This window comes from Modestobacter sp. SYSU DS0511 (assembly GCF_054050755.1).
Genome location: NZ_JBJGZY010000041.1, coordinates 1 through 18,514, shown reverse-complemented (window position 1 = coordinate 18,514; position 18,514 = coordinate 1). Strand labels below are relative to the sequence as shown.

Sequence of the window (18,514 nt, the reverse complement as noted above, 5' to 3'; positions counted from 1 at the left end):
GATGAGGTCCGCGCGTCCCGGCCGGCCCGGGCGGCTCAGGGGACGACGACGGCGCGGCCGCGGATGGTGCCCGCGTGCAGCCGCCGGTAGGCCTCCGGCACCTCGTCGAGGGTGAACCGCTCGACCTCCACGTGCACCGCCCCGGCCCGGGCCAGGTCGAGGACCTCCATCAGCTCGGTGCGGGTGCCCCAGTACGGCGCGCGCACCGAGGCGCCCATCGGGGTGGAGAAGAACCCCGTGGGCAGCGTGCCGCCGCCGATGCCGACGATCTGCACCACCCCGCCGATCGCCACCACCGAGCGGGCGAGCTCGAGGGTGGCCGGCGCGCCGACGATGTCGAACACCGCGGGCGCGCCCACCCCGCCGGTCAGCTCGCGGATCGCCGCGGCCGCACCACGCGTCGGAGTGGCACAGCCCCGCGGCGGTCACCCGCAGCCGCACCTGGCCCGGGCCGGGCTCCGGGGCGGGCACCTCCACCACCTCCGGCTCGCCGCCGATCGTCCGGTACTGCACCGCGCGCATGGCTCTCCTCCGCTCGTCCCGGCCGGGCGGATCGCCCGGTCCGCGACGGACGCCAGGTGCGCGCCGGCGCGTGCGGGAGGGTCGGGAGACCCTGCCGCGTCAGGACCAGCGGGTGAGCTTCGCCGGGTTCATCACGATCCAGACGTCGGTGGCCCGGTCGCCGGCGACGCCGAGGGTGAGCAGCCCGCGGACGGCGTCGCTGTCGCGCCAGAGCCAGCCGACGCCGTCCCCGGTGGTCACCTCCTCGAGGGCGACGTCGGGGTTCTTCGCCAGCAGCCCGAGCAGGAACCGCGCCACGTGGTCGGCCCCGCGCACCGGGTTGCGGGCGGCGCGGACCACGCCGCCGCCGTCCGAGCGCAGCGTGACCTGCGGGTCGAGCACCGCCACCAGCGCGGTGAGGTCGCCGCCGGCGCAGGCCGCGGCGAAGGCCCGCACCACCTCGTCGCGCCGGGCCCGCGGCCGGGTGCCGGCGCGGGAGGCGTCGACCCGGCGGCGCGCGGACGTCGCCAGCTGCCGGCACGCCGCGGGGGAGCGCCCGACCGCCTCGGCGATCTCGCTGAACGGCAGCGCGAAAACGTCGTGCAGCACGAACACCACCCGCTCGGCGGGGGTCAGCGACTCCAGCACGACGAGCAGCGCCAGGCCCACCGAGTCGGTGAGCGCCGCCCGCTCGGCCGGGTCGTCGACCGCGTCCACCGGCACCGGCTCGGGCAGCCACTCACCGACGTAGCGCTCCCGGCGGGCGCGCGCCGACCCGAGCGCGTCCAGGCACACCCGGCTCACCACCCGGGTCAGCCACGCGGCCGGGCGCTCGATCGCCGCCCGCTCGTCGTCGGACAGCCGGTACCAGCGGGCGAAGGTCTCCTGGACGGCGTCCTCCGCGTCGGCCACCGTGCCGAGCATCCGGTACGCCACGCCCATCAGGTGCCCGCGCTGCTCCTCCACCGTCACCCGGGCAGCCTCACACTCCGGGGGGCTGCGTCGTCAACAGGGCATGACACCACCGCAGCAGCTGAGGATCGCCGTCGCCGGGGCCACCGGGGTGGTCGGCACGCACGTCGTCACCCACGCCCGGGCGGCCGGGCACACCGTCGTCCCGCTCTCGCGCGGCACCGGGCAGGACGTCACCACCGGCGCCGGGCTGGCCGAGGCGCTGGCCGGCGCCGACGTGGTCGTCGACGTCACCAGCGTCGTGACCACGAAGGCCCGGGTGGCGGTGGACTTCTTCACCCGCGCCACCGGGAACCTGCTCGCCGCCGAGCAGGCCGCCGGCGTCGGGCACCACGTGGCGCTGTCGATCGTCGGCATCGACGGGGAGACCAGCGGCTACTACGCCGGCAAGGTCGCCCAGGAGCGGCTGATCGCCGCCGGCCCGGTGCCCTGGACGGTGTTGCGGGCCACCCAGTTCCACGAGTTCGCCCCGCAGCTGGTCTCCCGCACGGGGTTCGGGCCGTTCGTCGTCGTCCCGGCCCTGCGCGCGGCGACGGTCGCCGCGAGCGAGGTCGCGGCGGCGCTCGTCGCGCTCGCCGAGGGGGCGCCGCGCGGGCGGGTGACCGACCTCGGTGGCCCGGAGGAGGCCGAGCTCGCCGATCTGGTGCGCCGCTGGCTCGCCGCGACCGGGCAGCGCCGCCGGGTGCTGCGGGTGCCGCTGCCGGGGGCGGCCGGGCGGCGGATGCGCGACGGCAGCCTGGTCCCCGCGCCGGGCGCCGACCGCGGCCGGGCGCGCTTCGACGAGTGGCTCGCGGGGGCGGCCGCCGGGGCGCGCTGACCTGGCGGCCGGCCGGCGGTTTCGACGGCGGCGACCTGGGCACGCGCGGTACATGCGCCCTCGCTCAGGTCCGAGCCCGCACGCCCCGGTCGCCCGGGGAGCAGCCCGATGAGGGTCCGCGGTCTGCTCGAGCGGGCCACCGGGGCGGTCGAGCGGTGGGAGCTGCTCGACGCGCCGGGCTACCAGCTCGAGCACGGCGTCGCGCTGACCTTCCTGCTCACCGGCCGGTGGGCGCGGCCGCTGCAGGACCTGCTGCACGGCGTGTGGCTGGGGCACCCCCTGCACCCGGTGCTGGTGACCGTGCCGATCGGGGCGTGGAGCAGCGCGCTGCTGCTGGACGGTCTCGACGCCGCCGGCCGGGGTGGACCGGCGACCGGCCAGGCCGCCCGCACCGTGGTCGGGCTCGGGATCACCGGCGCCGTCGCCTCGGCCGCCGCCGGCCTGACCGACTGGCAGCACGCCCACGACGGAGCCCGGCGGGTGGGCGTGGTCCACGGCGCCGTCAACACCGTCGCGCTGGGGCTCTACAGCTGGTCGTTCGCCGACCGCTCCCGCGGGCGGGCGGCGCGGGCCCGGATCACCGCCGCGGCCGGCTTCGCGCTCACCCTGGTCGGCGGCTTCCTCGGCGGCGCGTTGTCCTACCGGCACCGGCTGGGGGTCGACCACAGCGAGCGCAGCAGCGAGCCACGCCGGTTCACCCCGGTCGCCGCGGCGGCCGACCTGCCCGAGGGCGAGCCGGTCGGCGTCGACGTCGACGGCGTCCCCGTCGTGCTGGTCGCCACCGACGGCGAGGTGCGCGCCGTCGGCGGCCGGTGCCCGCACCTCGGCGGGCCGATGGGGGAGGGGTGGCTGCACCGCGGCGAGCTGGTCTGCCCCTGGCACGGCTCCCGGTTCTCGCTGGCGGACGGCGAACCGGCGCAGGGACCGTCGACCGCGCCGCTGCCCTGCTTCGACACCCGCGTCCGCGACGGGCAGGTCGAGATCCGCCGGCGGGCGCACTGGCGCAGCCCGACGGCGGTCACCACGGTCGAGGAGGCGTCCCGATGAAGGCCGACGAGGTGCTCACCGCCCACCACGACGTGCTGCGGGGCCTGCTCCGCGGCCTCGCCGAGACCACCGCGGAGCAGACCGACCGCCGCCGGCGGCTGCGCGACGAGCTGCTGCGGGAGCTGGAGGTGCACACCCAGATCGAGGACGAGCTGTTCTACCCGGCGGTCAGCGACGTCTCCCCGCTGCTGTCCCTCGCGCACGCCGAGCACCGCCAGATCGACGACCAGCTGGCCGTGGTGATGCGGCTGCCGCTGGACGACCCGGAGTTCACCGCCGAGGTGCGGATGCTCGAGTCGACGCTGCGGCACCACACCTTCGAGGAGGAGGAGCGGATGTTCCCCCAGGCGCACGCCCTGGGGGAGGAGCGGCTGGAGCAGCTGGGCGGGCAGCTGCAGGAGCGGCAGCGCGAGTTGGCCCGGTCCGGCGGGATGCGGCTCATCATCCGGCTCAAGCGGGCCACCCTGCGCACCCGCCCCTGACGTTTCGCCAAAATGGCCATTTCGGCGACGGTCAGGGGCGGCGCCAGACGGAGACGTGCGACGTGCTCGACGCGGTGAACGGCGACCGATCCCAGCCGGCCCACCGGTGCTCGGGCTCCAGGCTCGGAGGTGTCGATGCCGCTCACCGGGACGCCGCGGGCGGCCAGCGGCAGGGCGATCCGGCCGGTGCCGACGGCGAACTCCAGCGCCGGCCCCTCGCCCGCGAGTTCGGTGAGCAGGTCGACCGCCGGGCCCACCACCTCCGGCGCGGACGCGCCGTCGTCGTCGTAAGTGGCGGCGACCCGCTCGTCGAGGAACACGGTGGGCAGCCTGCCGAGCCGGCTGCCCACCCGCGACCGGTTTCCTATCGGGCCAGCGCCGCCCGCACCCCGGCGGCGTACCGCTCCGGCTGCTCCCAGGCGGCGAAGTGCCCGCCGACGGGCTCCTCGCGCCAGTCGCGGACGGTGAACACCCGCTCGGCCACCGACCGCGGTGCGGGCACCAGCTCGTGGGGGAACTGCTGCACCACCGTGGGCACCTCGATGCGCGGGAACACCGGGCTGCGCTGCACGTACGGGCCGAACGAGGTGCCGATCGCGCCGGTGAACCAGTAGGCGCTCACCCAGGTCAGCAGCTCGTCGCGGGCCCAGACCGACTCGACGTCGCCGCCGCAGTCGCTCCAGCCGCGCAGCTTCTCCACGATCCACGCGGCCAGCCCGGCGGGGGAGTCGCCGAGCCCGACCGCCAGCGTGTGCGGCCGGGTCGCCTGCTGGGCCAGGTACCCGCCGTCGGTGACCCGCCAGGTGTCGGCGCGCTCGCGGTGGGCGCGCTCATCGTCGGTGCGGGGCTCCGCCGTCGTCGCGGCCAGCGGCACGTGGGTGACGTGCAGCGCGGCGACCTGCTCGGGGTAGGTGGCGGCCAGCGCCACGGCGACGCCGCGGCCGATGTCGCCGGCGGAGACGACGTAGCGGGCGTACCCCAGGTCGGCCAGCGCCTCGGCGACCAGCTCGGCCATCTCCGCCGACGACATCGCCGGCGCGGGTGCGGCGAACGGGTAGCCGGGCAGCGCCGGGACGACGACGTGGACGTCCCGCAGCAGCGGCAGCACCCGCTCGAAGCGCAGCACCGAGTCCGGCCAGCCGTGCAGCAGGACGACGGCCGGCGCATCCGGGTCGGCCGCCCGCTGGTGCACCAGCCGCAGCCCGCTGGACAGCGCCCAGGGCAGGGCGCGGATCCGTTCCTCGTGCGGGCGCCAGTCGTAGGTCTCCGCCCAGGAGTCGAGCAGGTCGGCGAGGTAGCCGGGCTCGGCGCCGCGGCCCCAGCCGGCGACGTCGGTCAGCGGCACCGGCCGCCAGCCGCGCAGCCGGGCGCGCAGGTCGTCCAGGTCGGCGGCGTCGACCGGCGGGGGAGCGGCGTCGTCCATGGTGACCTCTCAGCCCGGGGAGAGACGGGAGACCGGCCAGCCGATCTCGGTGCGCCACTCTGCCGCATCCGAGGTGTCCCGGGGACCCACCAGGTACCTCTGCCGCACCGGCCGGTCCGGGGCCGGGGGCCCGCCCGGCGTGCCCCCGGGGCACAGGAAGGTGTGGCATCGTCTCGTCCGTCAGCTGGTGGGCTGAGCGTCGGCCGGATCGTGCGGCCGGTGTGCCGGCCCCCGCGTCACCCCGCCCGGCGCAGCGCCGGTGCGGCGCGCCGGGCGAGGGAGCTCCGTCCCCGTGCGGCGCGAACCCGAGACCCGACAGGACGAGGCACTCCACCATGAGCACCGACGGCACGAACACGCCCGAGACCACCCCCGGCCAGCCGGGGGCGACCGCCGCCGGCACCGCGACGGCCCCCGCGGCCGGGCAGCCCACCGACCCCGACACCACGGGCGCCGCGGACCCGGCCACCGGTGACGAGGGGGAGCCCGGCTGGGTCAGCCGGCACACCAGCACCCTGATCGCGCTGATGGTGGCGGTCATCGTCGTCGCCGTGGCGATCACCGGCCTCGTGCTGTGGCGCGACCGGATGGCCGACCGCAACGCCGAGACCGAGGCGGCCTTCCGCCAGTCCGTGGCGTCGCAGGGCGCCCAGGTGTCGACGGTGGAGTGCAACGGCGACATCTGCAGCGCGATCATCGGCGGCTCGGCTTACACCGTGCTGGTCCAGGAGGACGAGCAGGGCGTGCAGCAGTTCGGCGTCGCCGCCTTCAGCGGTCGCTGAGCCCCGACCCGCTGAGCCCCGACCTGCTGCGCCCCGCCGCCCACCCGGGCGGCGGGGCGCTGTCGTCTGCCGGGCCGGCACTGGTTGGGGCGGGCAAGGCCGGTGGGTCGGATGGGGCGCCGCCGCGTGCGGCCTGGCCGTCGGCGGCCGCCCGGCGACCTAGCGTGGACGCCGATCCACCGCGCCGCCGACCGAGAGCAGGCTCCACCGTGCACCAGCCCGCCGTCCGGCGTCCCCGTCGAGTTCTCCGAGCCGCCCTGCTGATCGGCGCGGTGTTCGCCGGCACCGTGGGCTGCGGTGGGGGCGCCGAGCCGGTCGCCGAGCCGGCGCCCACGTCGTCCACCCCTCCGCCGCCGCCTCCGCCCCCGGTGCTGTGGCCGCTGACCGGGCTGGAAAGCGGTGAGGTGCCGCCCCGCCCGGCGCTCGCGGTGAAGATCGAGAACTCGGTCGCCGCACGGCCCCAGACCGGGCTGAACGCCGCCGACATGGTCTGGGAGGAGGTCGTCGAGGGCGGCATCACCCGCTACGTCGCGGTCTACCACTCGACGTTGCCGCCGCAGATCGGGCCGGTGCGCTCGGTGCGGCCGATGGACGCGGCGATCGCCGGCCCGCTGCATGGCCTGTTCGCCTTCTCGGGCGGGCAGCGGCCGTTCATCGACGCCGCCGCCGACGCCGGACTGCAGATCATCAGCCAGGACGCCGGCGCGCCCGGGTTCATGCGGATCGACACCCGTTCGGCGCCGCACAACGTCTACGCCGACCCGGCGGCGCTGGTCGCCCAGGCCGATGCCGGGCACCTGGCAGCGCCGCCGCCCCAGTTCGAGATGGCTCCCGCCGACGGCCAGCCGACTGCGGTCGTCGGCGGCGCACCGGCGACCACCCTGCAGCTGAAGTTGTCGGGGGTGAGCCGGCCGCAGTGGACGTGGAGCCCGCCGGACGGCCGGTGGGTGCGGGCGGAGGGCACCACGCCCGCGGTCGAGGCCGACGGGACGCCGCTGCGCGCGGTGAACGTCGTCGTGCTGCGGGTCGACGTGCAGAACACCGCGTTCACCGACCCGGCCGGCAACCCGGTGCCCGAGACGGTGCTGACCGGCACCGGCGCCGCGGTGGTCGCCACCGGTGGCCACACCGTGCAGGCGACCTGGACCAAGGCCGGGGTCGCCGACCGGTTCATCCTCACCGGGCCCGACGGCATGCCGGTGCAGCTGGGCGCGGGCAACACCTGGGTCGAGCTGGTGCCCAACGGCACCGGGGACGTCGTCGTCGGCTGAACCGCGGACCGGCCGGGGCTGCTGTTCCTGCTGTGACGGGCGGGTCGTGGCGCACGCGCCGGTCACTGGAACGGCAGCGCCGGCCTGGCAGCCTCCTCCGGGTGCGCTGCCCCCTCCTCGTGCCGGCCGGTACCGGTCGCGCCGTCGTCGGCGGGCGGTCCCTGGGCTGGCGTGACCGGAGCGCGCGATGAGCCGGGACGGGCAGCGCCCCCTGCCCGCACGCCTGGACCCGCGCGTGGGCCGGCCCCCGCGGAGCGCGGTGGGAGCCGACGTTGCGGGCCCCGGCGCCCGGCGGACCGCCGTGCTCGTGCGGTGCGTCGCCGCGGTGCTCAGCGCGGTGCTGCTGGCCGGGAGCGGCTGGGGCTGGAACCTCGCCCGGGTCGCCGAGGCCAGCGTCAGCCGCACCGACGCCATCCCCGACAGCGGGAACTCCGACGTCAACGGCGGTGCGCACGCCGGGTCGGAGATGAACCTGCTGCTGGTCGGGATGGACTCGCGCAAGGGGCTCACCCCGGAGCAGCAGCGGCTGTTCAGCACCGGTGAGGCCGACGGGGTGCTCAACACCGACTCGATGATGCTGGTGCACGTGCCGGCCGACGGGTCGGCCGCGTCGTTCGTCTCGCTGCCGCGGGACACCTACGTGTCGATCCCGGGGTACGGCAAGGGGCGGCTCAACTCCGCCTACGCCCGTGGTCACAACGCCGCGCCGGGCGGGGAGGTCGAGAAGGACGCCGCCGGGGCGCAGCTGCTGGTGCAGACGGTCAGCCAGTTCACCGGGCTGCGGATCGACCACTTCGCGGAGATCAACCTGCTGGGGTTCATCAACCTCAGCACCATCGTCGGCGGCGTGGAGGTCAACCTCTGCGAGGCGACCCGGGACGTCTACTCGGGTGCGGACTTCCCGGCCGGGGTGCAGACGATCACGGGGGCGGACGCGCTGAAGTTCGTCCGCCAGCGGCACGGTCTGCGGTCCGACCTGGACCGGGTGGTGCGGCAGCAGGTCTACATCGCCGGGACGCTGCGCAACGTGCTCTCCTCGAACCTGCTGCTCGACCTGGGCAAGCAGCAGGCGATCGTCGAGCAGGTCGGCAGCAGCATCACCTTCGACCGGGGGCTGGACGTCTTCGACCTGGCCGCCCAGATGCAGAACGTGCAGCCGGGCAACCTCAGTTTCCAGACCATCCCGGGTCTCACCGACGCCACGGTCGACGGCGCCGACGTGCTCCAGCCGCCCAGCCAGGCGGTGGTCAACGACTTCTTCGCGTCGCTGACCGCCGACCCTGCGCCCGCCGCCCCGGCGGCCGCGCCGTCCAGCGCGGCCCCGGCCCTGGCGCCGTCGGCGGTGACCGTGAGCGTGCTCAACGGCTCCGGGGTCTCCGGCGCCGCGGCCACCGCGGCCACCACGCTGACGGCCGGGGGCTTCCAGGCTTCCAGCGCCGGCAACGCCGCCAGCACCGGGACCACGACGGTGCGGCACCGCACCGGGGACGAGGCCGCCGCTGCGCTGGTCGCCGCCCAGCTGCCCGCCGTGGCGGTGGCGGTGGACGACAGCCTCCCGGCGGGCGCCGTGCAGCTGGTCATCGGCGGTGACTACAACGGCGTCGGTCAGGCGGTCACCGTCGCGGCGCCGGCGTCCAGCGGCCTGGAGACCAACGAGCGGACGGCGACCGACACCACCTGCATCCACTAGGCCGGCGTCGGTTCGTCGGCGGCCGCCGGGTGACCGGGCACGAGGGTGCGTCGCGCTGCTGGTCCGGACCGCCGAGGTGTTGTCCGGGAAGCTTATGCTCTGCTCACCCCCGGTGAGCAGAGCACAAGCTTCCCCGACCCCCTAGTCGTACGGGTTGGTCAGGACCGGGCGGGCCTGCAGCACGGTGAAGCTGACCGGCGGGCCGTCGGTGGTCGTGGTTCCTGGGACGTCGGCCTGCACGCCGCCGTCGACGGAGAACGTGGCGCCCCAGGTGGTGGTGAGGTGGGCGGTGTAGGTGCCCGAGCCGTACTCGTGGGTGATCGAGTGATCGGGGTACGGAGCGCCGGGGTGGTCACTGGTCAGGGTGGTGCCGTCGCCGGTGTGCCAGGTGTAGCCGGTGGCGGTCGCGTTGATGACGACGTCGAAGCCGCGGATGTCGACGGTGAAGGTCTGGGTCGACGGGCTGTCGGTGTAGAAGATCACCGGGAGGTTGGTGAGCGCGTTCCCCGGTGGCTGCTGACGGGTCTCCAGCTCAGGCAGCGGCAGGGTCTGGAAGTAGCGGAACACCTCGTCCGGCGACGGCGGCGGGTTCAGGTCCGTCACGTCGACGCAGGACAGCCCTTCGTTTATCTGACCGCCATACGGCGTACCGACCGGGAGCGACGGATGTGGAGGGAGGTCGGCGAGCGCTCGCCTGTCTTCTTGTACGAGTCGCTGACTCAAGACGTAGTACTCGGCCAGTACTCGCTCAGTCGACTCCGGGCATAAAGAGATTCCCTGCTCGCATCCGCCGAGCGGGCCATCGGTGAAGGCGCAGGGACGAACGAGTCGATACTGATATTCTCTAGCAGCTACCGCATTCGTTGCGGCCCTTAGTCGTTGTCCCGGCGTCCCATCGACGTAACTGGCATTGATTGCCCCGTCGTTTAGTTCGACGTCTGGCTGGGGGTCCGCGCATATGAAGGTCTCACAGGACGCAGCAAGTGCGACAGACGGCCAGAGCGGCAATGCCATCAACGCGGCGGCCGTGAGATAGCGCTTCATGAATTGACGATAATCTGGTTCACCAGCCAACACTGCATTCCCTGACTCCAGGTCATCCGCGCGCCGGTGTTCAGATTCTCAGCGCGAGCTTGCCCTCGGCCATCGACTGGCGCCCCGCTCCCGTCGACAATCCGAATCTCGGACTGCGTTAGGAGGAAGGAAAACTCCGCGACTTGCTCAGTCAGGGCCGGGGGTGTGGAGAGGTCAACCACCACATCCCCACCGTGGTACTCATACCCCGCAGCCGCGTCTTCGTCGTACCTGTCTGCGATGAACGTGCAGAAGTCGCAGTCGCGGCTGAGGTCCCGGAGCGGCTGTCCGTCGACCCCGGCCTGGTGGGTGATCAGGGCGAGGTAGTACCGCAGCCCGGCTTCGGCACCCTCGGGCGTCATTTCCCGGGCCTCGTCCGGCATCGGTAGATCCGGTGGCCCGAGGGGCGGCAGTGCCTCCCTCGACTCGGCAGCGGCCGCGCTCGCCGACGGCAGGGTCTGGTTGGCCTGCTGCTCGCTCGAACAGCCGGCGAGCACCGCCACGCCGATGGTCAGCGCTGCCGCCAGTCGAACCCGCCGCATCCGTCGTCCTCCCGAGTGCCTGCGCAGAGTTGCCGGGAGACTACGCAGCTCCGTGGGCCGGCCGCCGCCGTCGTCACCCGATCTGTGGACAAGCAGGCGAAGCCCAACTCCGGGTCCGGGGGAACGGGGTCCCACCGCGTTCGGCCCAAGCACACGCATCGGTTCAGTCACGGCCGGTGGGGATCGCGGCGGATCGTCCTCCCACCACGGACAATGACCGCGATGTCTCGACAGGCCGACCCCGGCGACCAACTCCCGCTGCCCTTCCCTCCGACCCGCGGGCAGAGGGTCCGCCAGGTGGCCCTGCGGGCCAGGCACGTCGCCGCCCGCGTCCTCGAGGTCGTCATGCGCTGGGTGCTCCGGATCGCACTCCCGCTGCTCGGGGCGGCGGCCGCGTTGCAGGCCTTCCCGTACCACGCCACCGTCCAGGGCATCCCGTTCGAGGTGCAGGGCAGCCTCTTCAGCCGCCCGGTCCTGTCGGCCGACACCACCCTGGGCAACTGGGAGTTCCCCGACTTCGTCGACCTCCCCATCGGCGTGCACATCTCGCCCGAGGACGTCGACATCCTGCAGATCACCCGCGCCGCCGAAGGCGACCTGCCGGCCTTCGTCGAACGGCTGCAGGCCGACTTCGCCGCCCAGGTGCCCCAGATCGCCACCTGGCTGGTCGCGGAAGCGCTCCTCGGCATCGCATTCGGCCTGGCCGCGGCCGCGGCCGTCAACATGTCCGTCCGCTACCTGCGCGGCCGGTCCCGCCGCCCCCACGAGCTCCGCCACCGGGCCAAGCAGCTGGGCGCCGCGGGCCTCGCCCTGGCCGCCGTCTCGGTGTTCGGCGTCGTCAGCTACAACCCCGACTGGGTGCGTGAGTCGCGCCTGACCGGCTCGCTGGCCGCCGCGCAGCTGTTCCCCGAGCAGCTCAGCCAGTACTACACGCAGCGGTCCAAGGCCCTCGACGTCCTCGGCTCGGTGGTCGGCATCCAGGCCGAACTGCAGTCGCAGGTCGAGAACGACCAGACTCCGCAGCCCGCGTTGCAGATCATGTACATCTCCGACATGCACCTGGCGGCCAACTACCCGCTGGTCGCCCAGTACGCAGCCACCTACGACGTCGACCTGATCATCAACACCGGCGACGAGGGCGCCTTCGGCCCCGCGTTCGAGCTGACCCCGAGCTACCTCGACGCGCTGCGGGCGGTCACCGCCGAGACACCCATGCTCTGGATCGCCGGCAACCACGACTCCCCGGACACCGAACGCGTGATGCGGACCATCCCCGGCGTCACCGTGCTGGGCAGCAAGACCGCCACCGCCGGCGGCTTCGACGTCTCCGCGGGCCTGGTCGACGCCTTCGGGCTGACCATCGCCGGCCTCCCCGACCCCCGGGTCTACGGAGGCCCCGGCGAGTACGGCGCCGACGCGGCGTCGGTCGTCGAACCGCTGCAGCGGCGCGCCGTCCAGGAGGCCCTCGAGGTCGACGAGCCCACGGAGGTGGCCGCCCCGACCACCACCGGCTCGACGTCCGCGCCGACCGCGGACGGCAGCCAGCCCACCAACGGGTCCGGGCCCGCCACCGCCACCGGTGACGGCGAGGTCGTCGACACCAGCACGATCGACGTGTTCGCCGTCCACGAGCCGGTCGCCGCCGAGGAGGTGCGCGAGGTGCTGGACGACCGGGTGCGGCTCACCGTCTCCGGCCACGTGCACAAGCAGAACGCCAGCGACGAGCTGCAGGACGGCGACGGGGCGATCAACCTGATCGAGGGCTCCACCGGCGCCGGCGGCCTGGACAACATCGTCCGCGGCGAGGACCGGCCGCCGATCAGCTTCTCCATCGGCTTCGTCTCCCGGGCGTGCCAGTTCACCCGGATCATGCGGTTCCAGGTGACCCCGGAGGACACCGCCGTCCTCACCGACCCGGCCACCGCGGCCGAGGCGCAGCCGCCGCAGGCCTTCGGCGACGACGTCACGGCCTCCACGGTCTTCTTCCGCCCGCAGGACGTCGACCCCGACCGCACGTGCGACGTCGACCTGGGCATCAGCGACGAGCGCCCCTGGCCGACCGACGACTGACGGGGCCCACCCCCGGCGGCGTCCCGGTGGGCTGGTCCGCCTGTGCTGCACCCCGGACGGCGCTGCCGAGTTCGTCACGCACTGGCGGCGCACCTGACACTGGGCCGGTGCCGACACGACGCAGCGCCGGGATCCTGCTCCACCGGGTTGGGGCAGCCGGCCCGGAGGTGCTGATCGGGCACATGGGCGGGCCGTTCTGGGCGCGCAAGGACGACGGCGGCTGGTCGATCCCCAAGGGCGAGCTGGAACCCGATGAGGACGCCTTGGCCGTCGCCTTGCGTGAGTTCACCGAGGAACTCGGCTCCCCGGTGCCGGCCGAGGACTTCACGCCGCTGGGCGAGGCCCGGGTGACCAGCGGCAAGGTGCTCACCGTCTGGGCAGCCGAGGGCGATCTCGACGCCGACGCCGCGGTGAGCAACACCTTTCCGCTGGAGTGGCCGCCACGCTCGGGGCGGGTGCAGGAGTTCCCCGAGATCGACCGGGCCGCCTGGTTCGACCTGCCCACCGCCCGCAGCAAGCTGGTGAAGGGCCAGGTCGTCTTCCTCGACCGCCTCGCCGCCCACCTCGCCACCTCCTGAGGGCGGAGATGGCCATTTCCGCCCCCGGGGGAGAGGCGGAAATGGCCATTTCGGCGGCGGGGGCGTCAGTCGCCCTTGACGTTCACCACCTGGCGGAGGGTGTGCCGGATCTGCACCAGGTCCGCGGCGTCGCGCATGACGACGTCGATGTCCTTGTAGGCGTCGGGGTGCTCGTCGAGGAACGCGTCCGAGTGCCCCCACGCGATGCCGCTCATCCGCGCGTCCAGGTCGGCCCGGCTGAACAGCCGCCGCGCCGCGTTGCGCGAGTGGTTCCGTCCCGCGCCGTGCGGCGCGGACGTCAGCGCCGCCTCGTTGCCCAGCCCCTCGACGACGTAGGACGCCGCGCCCATCGAGCCGGGGATCAGCCCCGGCTGGCCCTTCCGCGCGGAGATCGCACCCTTGCGGGACAGCCACACGTCACGCCCGGAGTGCCGCTCGCGCTCGGTGTAGTTGTGGTGGCACTGCACCGTCTCCAGCCGCTGGACGTCGTCCTTCAGGAACCGGCCGACCTGCTCGACGACCCGGTCCATCATCTCCTCGCGGTTCAGCCAGGCGAACCGCTGCGCCCAGCGCAGGGCCTCGATGTAGGCGTCGAACTCCGGCGTCCCCTCCTCCAGGTACGCGAGGTCCCGGTCGGGCAGCTCGATGCCCTGGGCGCGGCACCACTCCTGGGCCCGGCGGATGTGCACGGACGCCAGCTTGTTGCCCACGCCCCGGGAGCCGGAGTGCAGGAACAGCCAGACCCGGCTCTGCTCGTCCAGCGACACCTCGATGAAGTGGTTGCCCGAGCCCAGCGACCCCAGCTGCATCGGCCAGTTGGCCGCCGCCCCGGTCGCCTGGTCGGCGCCGGGCAGCGCCCGCAGCTCCTCGACGCGCGGCTCGGCGGTGAACCGCACCTTCTTGTTGTAACGGCCGGCCGACAGCGGGATCGACCGGGAGATCTGCCCGTGCAGCACGCTGAGGTCGCGGCCGGCGAGGTCGGCGGCGTCGAACTGGGTGCGGACGGCCATCATCCCGCAGCCGATGTCGACCCCGACCGCGGCCGGGATGATCGCGCCCTCGGTCGGGATGACCGACCCGACGGTGGCGCCCTTGCCCAGGTGTGCGTCGGGCATCAACGCGAGGTGGGGCTGGACGAACGGCATCGTGGCCGTCCGCTCGGCCTGCTCACGGGTGCTCGGCTCCAGGATGGACGCCCAGCTCAGCAGGCGTCCGTTGATCTGCTCCATGGTCCTTTCTCTTCTCCGTGGGAGGGCTGGTGGCGCTGCGCAGCCGGTGCAGTCAACGCGCTGAGCACCGCGGGTGCACGCCCTTTACCCGGACGACGGCCCCGGACGCACGGTCCACCCGAGGTCGGAGCGCCGCCGGCGGCAACATCACCCGTCAGGCGGACGCGGGGCGACAGGTGCACGGGGTGGACTGGGACCGTCCACCGCACCGACCGAGGAGAACACCGTGCTGGCATCCCACCCGACCGCCTCCCGCCCCTGGCAGGAGGCGGACGACGTGGGGTCCCGGGGTCACCGGTCGCCGCAGTCGGCCAGCCCGGTGCGGCGCCCCTGGTGGGCCCGGCTGGTGCGCCGCCTCGTCGGGGCGGCGCTGGTCCTGGTCGTCCTCGGCGTCGCCGTGCTCGGCGTGGCCTGGGTGGTGACCCCCGACGTCGGTGACGCCCGTGATCGGGTCACCGAGCGGCTGGCCGCCGCCGGCGCCACCCCGCTGGAGGGCGAGCTGCCCGACCGGGTGGTGGCCGCCGTGCTGGCCACCGAGGACGCACACTTCGAGCACCACGTGGGGGTCGACTGGCGCGGGGCGCTGCGGGCGCCGATCGGTGCGGTGACGGGCCAGGACCTGGGTGGGTCGACGCTGGACCAGCAGCTGGCCAAGAACGTCTACGAGGACGGCGAGGCGGGGTTCCTGAACCGGGTCTCCGCCGTGGCGCTCGCGCTCAAGCTGGACGCCGAGTGGTCCAAGGAGGACCTGCTGCGGATGTACCTCGACGACGCCTACTTCGGCCACGGCTTCACCGGCGTGGTCGACGCGGCCCAGGGCTACTTCGGGCTGGCGCCGGACGAGCTCAGCTGGACCCAGGCCAGCCTGCTGGCCGGGCTCCTGCAGGCGCCCAGCGCGTACGACCCGCTGAGACACCCGGAGCGGGCGGCGGCCCGGCAGGTGCACGTCCTCGACCGCCTGGTCGCCGTCGGTGAGCTCACCCGGGCCCTGGCCGACGACGTGGCCGACGACGACTGGGCGCTGACCGGCTGAGCGCGCGTTCCCTCCCGTTTCTGCCGCGCGCGACCCGGGCACCGGGCAGGCGACAGCGGAGACGACACGAGGGGAACCCCATGCAGGTCGGCTACAAGCTCGCCACCGAGGCGTTCGGCCCGGCGCAGATCATCGAGCAGACGGTGGCGGCCGAGGAGGCCGGCTTCGACTTCGTCGAGCTCAGCGACCACTACCACCCGTGGCTGGAGGAGCAGGGGCACAGCGCCTTCACCTGGTCGCTGCTGGGGGCCATGGCCGCGAGGACCGAGCGGATCCACCTCGCCACCGGGGTCACCTGCCCGATGATCCGGTACCACCCGGCGGTCATCGCCCAGGCCGCGGCGACCGTGCAGATCATCTCCGGCAACCGGTTCACCCTGGGCATCGGCGCCGGTGAGCGGCTCAACGAGCACGTCGTCGGTGGTGGCTGGCCGGCGGTGCGGATCCGGCACCACATGCTCCGCGAGGCGCTGGAGATCATCAACCTGCTCTGGCAGGGCGGCTACCAGTCCTACGAGGGGAAGTACCTCACGCTGGAGGACGCCCGGGTGTTCGACCTGCCCGACCAGCTGCCGGTGATCGCCGTCGCCGCCGGTGGGCCGGGCGCGGCCAAGCTGGCCGCCGAGCACGGCAGCGGCCTGTTCGCCACCGACGCCGACCCGTCGCTGGTGCAGGCCTACCAGGAGCACGGCGGCAGCGGCCCCCGCTACGCCGAGGTGCCGATGGCCTGGGCCGAGACCGAGGACGCCGGCGCGCAGGAGGCGCTGCGGACCAGCCGCTGGGCGCTGTCGGGCTGGCCGGTGATGAGCGAGCTGCCGAACCCGGTCAACTTCGACGCCGCCAGCAGCACGGTGACCGTCGAGGACGTCAAGGGCCAGTTCTCCTGCGGCCCGGACGTCGACCGCCACGTCCAGCAGGCGCAGCCCTACGTCGACGCCGGCTTCGACCACATCGTGCTGCAGAACGCCGGCCCGGACCCGGACGGGTTCATGCAGGTCGCCAAGAGCGAGCTGATCGAGCGGGTCCGGTCCCTCACCCCGTCGTCCTGATGCCGGTGGCGCCCGCACCGGCCGGCGCGGGCACCACCACCGGACGCCGCGACGGTCACCGATGAGCCGCGAGGAACGCTGGGAACGGCGGCTGGCGCTGCCGGTGCTGGTGGCTGCCCTCGCGTCCATCCCGGCGATGTTCCTGACCTTCGCCGGCGGCACGCTCGGCACCGCCGGCCGCACGATCGACGCCGTCAGCGGTCTGGTGCTGGTCGCCGAGACGGTGGTGCTGCTGGCGGTCGCCGAGGACAAGCGGGCCTGGCTCCGCGCGCACCGCGGGATGGTGCTGCTCACCCTCGGGGTGGTGGTGGCGATCGTGCTCGCGGTCGGACCCGTCCAGGTGCTGCGGCTCATCCGCACGGTGGGCGCGCTGCGGGTGCTGCGCGCGGGCCGGATCGTGCGGGCCGCGCGGGTGCTGGCCGCCCGGATCGGGCTGGCCGGCCGGGGGGCGCACCTGTTCGCCGGGATCGCCGGGACGCTCGTCGCCGTCTTCGTCGGGGTGGTGCTGGCCGACCCGACGTCGCGGTCCCGATCGCTGCTGACCGCGGTGGTCGGCCCGATCGGCACCTCGGCGGTCGTCGTGCTGTCCGTCCTGGCGGGTGCGCTGCTGGGCGGGGCGACCTACCTGCTCGCCCGGGACAGCGACCAGGGGGACGAGGACGACGGTGACGAGGAGAACGGTGACGAGGAGAACGGTGACGAGGAGGGGGACGAGGCCGGGGACGGCGCCCGGCCCGCCGCCGGCTAGACGTGCTGCCCGCCTTCGCCGGCGACGTCGCCGGGACCCGTCGCTCCTCCCGGGGCTCTGCGACCTCCGGCGCCACCTGGACGCCGTGGACCGGAACGCCTGACCGGCGGTGGTTGGGGCAGCACCACCCGGGGCACCCACCAGTCCTGGACCACAACGAGACGTGAGGAGGCAGCCATGGGGCTGTTCGGCAAGATGGCCAAGGCGGGCCTGGCGAAGAAGGCGATGAACGAGGCACGCAAGCCGCAGAACCAGCAGAAGCTCAAGAGCGCGTTCTCGTCGCTGACCAACCGTGGGAACAGCGGCGGCAAGTCGAGCGGCACGCGCCGGGGCTGACGCCTGAGCGGAGGAACGGCGGGTCATCCTGCCGACCTCCGCAGGGTTCCTGCCATCCGGCGGGGAACGTCGGAGCGAGGGGCACGGACGCGGTCAGACTGCCGTCCGTGCCCCTCGACGTCCCGCTGCCCGGTTCCGCCGCCGCCCGCGCTGCGCGCGAGGTGGCCGCGGCCTTCTCCTCGCCCGCGCTGCTCGCGCACAGCGACCGTTCGTACCTCTGGGCAGCGGAGTACGGCCGGGCCCGCGGCATCGGCTTCGACGCCGAGCTGCTCTACGTCGCCGCGATGCTGCACGACCTCGGCCTGGTGCCGGTCTTCGACAGCGACACCGCGCCGTTCGAGGAGGCCGGCGGGGCCGTCGCCTGGGTGTTCGCCGCCGGTGCGGGCTGGGACACCGACCGGCGGCGGCGCGTCTCGGACGTGATCGTGCGGCACATGTGGGCCGACGTCGACGTCGAGGCCGATCCCGAAGCGCACCTCCTGGAGCTGGCCACCGGCCTGGACGTCTCGGGGCGGCGACCCGAGGACTGGCCGGACGACTTCCGCGCGCAGGTGCTGGACCGGCACCCGCGGGGCGGGCTCGCCGAGGAGTTCCTCGGCTGCTTCACCGCGCAGGCCCGCCGCAAGCCCGCGTCGCTCGCCGGCCGGTTCGTCGCCGGTGGCTTCGCCGAGCGCGTGCGCGCCAACCCGCTGGACCACTGACCCCACCGGCCGCAGCCCGGCCCGGTCAGGAGGGGTTCCGACGACAGTCGTGGGGGGGGGGGGGGGGGGGGGGGGGGGGGGGGGGGGGGGGGGGGGGGGGGGGGGGGGGGGGGGGGGGGGGGGGGGGGGGGGGGGGGGGGGGGGGGGGGGGGGGGGGGGGGGGGGGGAG

The 18,514-nt window shown here is 74.4% G+C and carries 18 protein-coding genes and 1 pseudogene; 13 read left to right on the top strand and 6 right to left on the bottom strand.

Annotated features, from left to right (window positions below; genetic code table 11):
- Positions 1–35: 35 nt before the first annotated feature.
- Together ACI783_RS16905 and sigJ are read right to left on the bottom strand one after the other, a co-directional pair.
- Positions 36–383: pseudogene (locus tag ACI783_RS16905) on the bottom strand (zinc-binding dehydrogenase); the annotation flags it as partial.
- A 238-nt stretch (positions 384–621) separates the two neighbouring features.
- Entirely contained in the window at positions 622–1,473 is an 852-nt protein-coding gene (gene sigJ / locus ACI783_RS16900) for an RNA polymerase sigma factor SigJ (RefSeq protein ID WP_457141520.1), read from the bottom strand.
- Positions 1,474–1,516: 43 nt separating this feature from the next.
- Between sigJ and ACI783_RS16895 the strand changes: the two genes are divergently transcribed.
- From ACI783_RS16895 to ACI783_RS16885, 3 genes are all read left to right on the top strand, one after another.
- Positions 1,517–2,290, top strand: a complete 774-nt coding sequence (locus ACI783_RS16895) for an SDR family oxidoreductase (protein ID WP_457141519.1) — start codon at positions 1,517–1,519, stop codon at positions 2,288–2,290.
- A 108-nt stretch (positions 2,291–2,398) separates the two neighbouring features.
- Positions 2,399–3,337 carry a Rieske 2Fe-2S domain-containing protein gene (locus ACI783_RS16890; RefSeq protein ID WP_457141518.1) on the top strand — a complete coding sequence of 313 codons (939 nt, stop codon included), beginning with the start codon at positions 2,399–2,401 and terminating at the stop codon, positions 3,335–3,337.
- Complete coding sequence (locus ACI783_RS16885; protein ID WP_457141517.1) at positions 3,334–3,819, top strand: hemerythrin domain-containing protein; 486 nt, start codon at positions 3,334–3,336, stop codon at positions 3,817–3,819. The genes ACI783_RS16890 and ACI783_RS16885 overlap by 4 nt, the downstream gene beginning before the upstream one ends.
- Before the next feature lie 364 nt (positions 3,820–4,183).
- On the opposite strand, the gene ACI783_RS16880 is transcribed toward ACI783_RS16885, so the two are convergent.
- Positions 4,184–5,242 carry an epoxide hydrolase family protein gene (locus tag ACI783_RS16880; RefSeq protein WP_457141516.1) on the bottom strand — a complete coding sequence of 353 codons (1,059 nt, stop codon included), beginning with the start codon at positions 5,240–5,242 and terminating at the stop codon, positions 4,184–4,186.
- A 335-nt stretch (positions 5,243–5,577) separates the two neighbouring features.
- Here ACI783_RS16880 and ACI783_RS16875 point away from each other — a divergent pair, with 335 nt between their 5' ends.
- From ACI783_RS16875 to ACI783_RS16865, 3 genes are all read left to right on the top strand, one after another.
- Positions 5,578–6,024 carry a hypothetical protein gene (locus ACI783_RS16875; protein WP_457141515.1) on the top strand — a complete coding sequence of 149 codons (447 nt, stop codon included), beginning with the start codon at positions 5,578–5,580 and terminating at the stop codon, positions 6,022–6,024.
- A 209-nt stretch (positions 6,025–6,233) separates the two neighbouring features.
- Positions 6,234–7,295, top strand: a complete 1,062-nt coding sequence (locus tag ACI783_RS16870) for a DUF3048 domain-containing protein (protein ID WP_457141514.1) — start codon at positions 6,234–6,236, stop codon at positions 7,293–7,295.
- Positions 7,296–7,554: 259 nt separating this feature from the next.
- A complete protein-coding gene (locus ACI783_RS16865) occupies positions 7,555–8,985 on the top strand; it encodes an LCP family protein (RefSeq protein WP_457141513.1) in 1,431 nt (476 codons plus the stop codon).
- A 141-nt stretch (positions 8,986–9,126) separates the two neighbouring features.
- Here ACI783_RS16865 and ACI783_RS16860 read toward each other — a convergent pair whose 3' ends face one another.
- Entirely contained in the window at positions 9,127–9,588 is a 462-nt protein-coding gene (locus ACI783_RS16860) for a hypothetical protein (protein WP_457141512.1), read from the bottom strand.
- Positions 9,589–10,025: 437 nt separating this feature from the next.
- The gene (locus ACI783_RS16855; RefSeq protein WP_457141511.1) at positions 10,026–10,562 is read right to left on the bottom strand and encodes a hypothetical protein; all 537 of its coding nucleotides are present in this window, start codon (positions 10,560–10,562) and stop codon (positions 10,026–10,028) included.
- 336 nt (positions 10,563–10,898) lie between these two features.
- Here ACI783_RS16855 and ACI783_RS16850 point away from each other — a divergent pair, with 336 nt between their 5' ends.
- Together ACI783_RS16850 and ACI783_RS16845 are read left to right on the top strand one after the other, a co-directional pair.
- The gene (locus ACI783_RS16850) at positions 10,899–12,671 is read left to right on the top strand and encodes a metallophosphoesterase family protein (protein ID WP_457141510.1); all 1,773 of its coding nucleotides are present in this window, start codon (positions 10,899–10,901) and stop codon (positions 12,669–12,671) included.
- Positions 12,672–12,778: 107 nt separating this feature from the next.
- Positions 12,779–13,249 carry an NUDIX domain-containing protein gene (locus ACI783_RS16845; RefSeq protein ID WP_457141509.1) on the top strand — a complete coding sequence of 157 codons (471 nt, stop codon included), beginning with the start codon at positions 12,779–12,781 and terminating at the stop codon, positions 13,247–13,249.
- A gap of 65 nt (positions 13,250–13,314) precedes the next feature.
- Here the strand turns inward: ACI783_RS16845 and ACI783_RS16840 are convergent, their stop codons facing one another.
- The gene (locus ACI783_RS16840; RefSeq protein WP_457141508.1) at positions 13,315–14,478 is read right to left on the bottom strand and encodes an RtcB family protein; all 1,164 of its coding nucleotides are present in this window, start codon (positions 14,476–14,478) and stop codon (positions 13,315–13,317) included.
- A gap of 226 nt (positions 14,479–14,704) precedes the next feature.
- Between ACI783_RS16840 and ACI783_RS16835 the strand changes: the two genes are divergently transcribed.
- The 5 genes from ACI783_RS16835 to ACI783_RS16815 all read left to right on the top strand — a co-directional run bounded on the left by ACI783_RS16835 (position 14,705) and on the right by ACI783_RS16815 (position 18,345).
- Entirely contained in the window at positions 14,705–15,511 is an 807-nt protein-coding gene (locus tag ACI783_RS16835; protein ID WP_457141507.1) for a biosynthetic peptidoglycan transglycosylase, read from the top strand.
- A gap of 80 nt (positions 15,512–15,591) precedes the next feature.
- On the top strand, positions 15,592–16,560 hold the full coding sequence (locus tag ACI783_RS16830; protein ID WP_457141506.1) for a TIGR03557 family F420-dependent LLM class oxidoreductase: 969 nt from the start codon (positions 15,592–15,594) through the stop codon (positions 16,558–16,560).
- A gap of 61 nt (positions 16,561–16,621) precedes the next feature.
- Positions 16,622–17,308 carry a hypothetical protein gene (locus ACI783_RS16825; RefSeq protein ID WP_457141505.1) on the top strand — a complete coding sequence of 229 codons (687 nt, stop codon included), beginning with the start codon at positions 16,622–16,624 and terminating at the stop codon, positions 17,306–17,308.
- Between the two features lie 177 nt (positions 17,309–17,485).
- On the top strand, positions 17,486–17,644 hold the full coding sequence (locus ACI783_RS16820; protein WP_457085299.1) for a hypothetical protein: 159 nt from the start codon (positions 17,486–17,488) through the stop codon (positions 17,642–17,644).
- A gap of 107 nt (positions 17,645–17,751) precedes the next feature.
- Positions 17,752–18,345 (top strand): HD domain-containing protein, encoded by a 594-nt coding sequence (locus ACI783_RS16815; RefSeq protein WP_457141504.1) that lies wholly within the window; start codon positions 17,752–17,754, stop codon positions 18,343–18,345.
- Positions 18,346–18,514: the final 169 nt, after the last annotated feature.

Excerpts from the sequence above, each read along its gene's own strand:
- ACI783_RS16895 (WP_457141519.1), top strand. The coding sequence starts at position 1,517 with ATGACACCACCGCAGCAGCTGAGGATCGCCGTCGCCGGGGCCACCGGG.
- ACI783_RS16890 (WP_457141518.1), top strand. The coding sequence starts at position 2,399 with ATGAGGGTCCGCGGTCTGCTCGAGCGGGCCACCGGGGCGGTCGAGCGG.
- ACI783_RS16885 (WP_457141517.1), top strand. The coding sequence starts at position 3,334 with ATGAAGGCCGACGAGGTGCTCACCGCCCACCACGACGTGCTGCGGGGC.
- ACI783_RS16880 (WP_457141516.1), bottom strand. The coding sequence starts at position 5,242 with ATGGACGACGCCGCTCCCCCGCCGGTCGACGCCGCCGACCTGGACGAC.
- ACI783_RS16875 (WP_457141515.1), top strand. The coding sequence starts at position 5,578 with ATGAGCACCGACGGCACGAACACGCCCGAGACCACCCCCGGCCAGCCG.
- ACI783_RS16840 (WP_457141508.1), bottom strand. The coding sequence starts at position 14,478 with ATGGAGCAGATCAACGGACGCCTGCTGAGCTGGGCGTCCATCCTGGAG.
- ACI783_RS16830 (WP_457141506.1), top strand. The coding sequence starts at position 15,592 with ATGCAGGTCGGCTACAAGCTCGCCACCGAGGCGTTCGGCCCGGCGCAG.
- ACI783_RS16825 (WP_457141505.1), top strand. The coding sequence starts at position 16,622 with ATGAGCCGCGAGGAACGCTGGGAACGGCGGCTGGCGCTGCCGGTGCTG.
- ACI783_RS16820 (WP_457085299.1), top strand. The coding sequence starts at position 17,486 with ATGGGGCTGTTCGGCAAGATGGCCAAGGCGGGCCTGGCGAAGAAGGCG.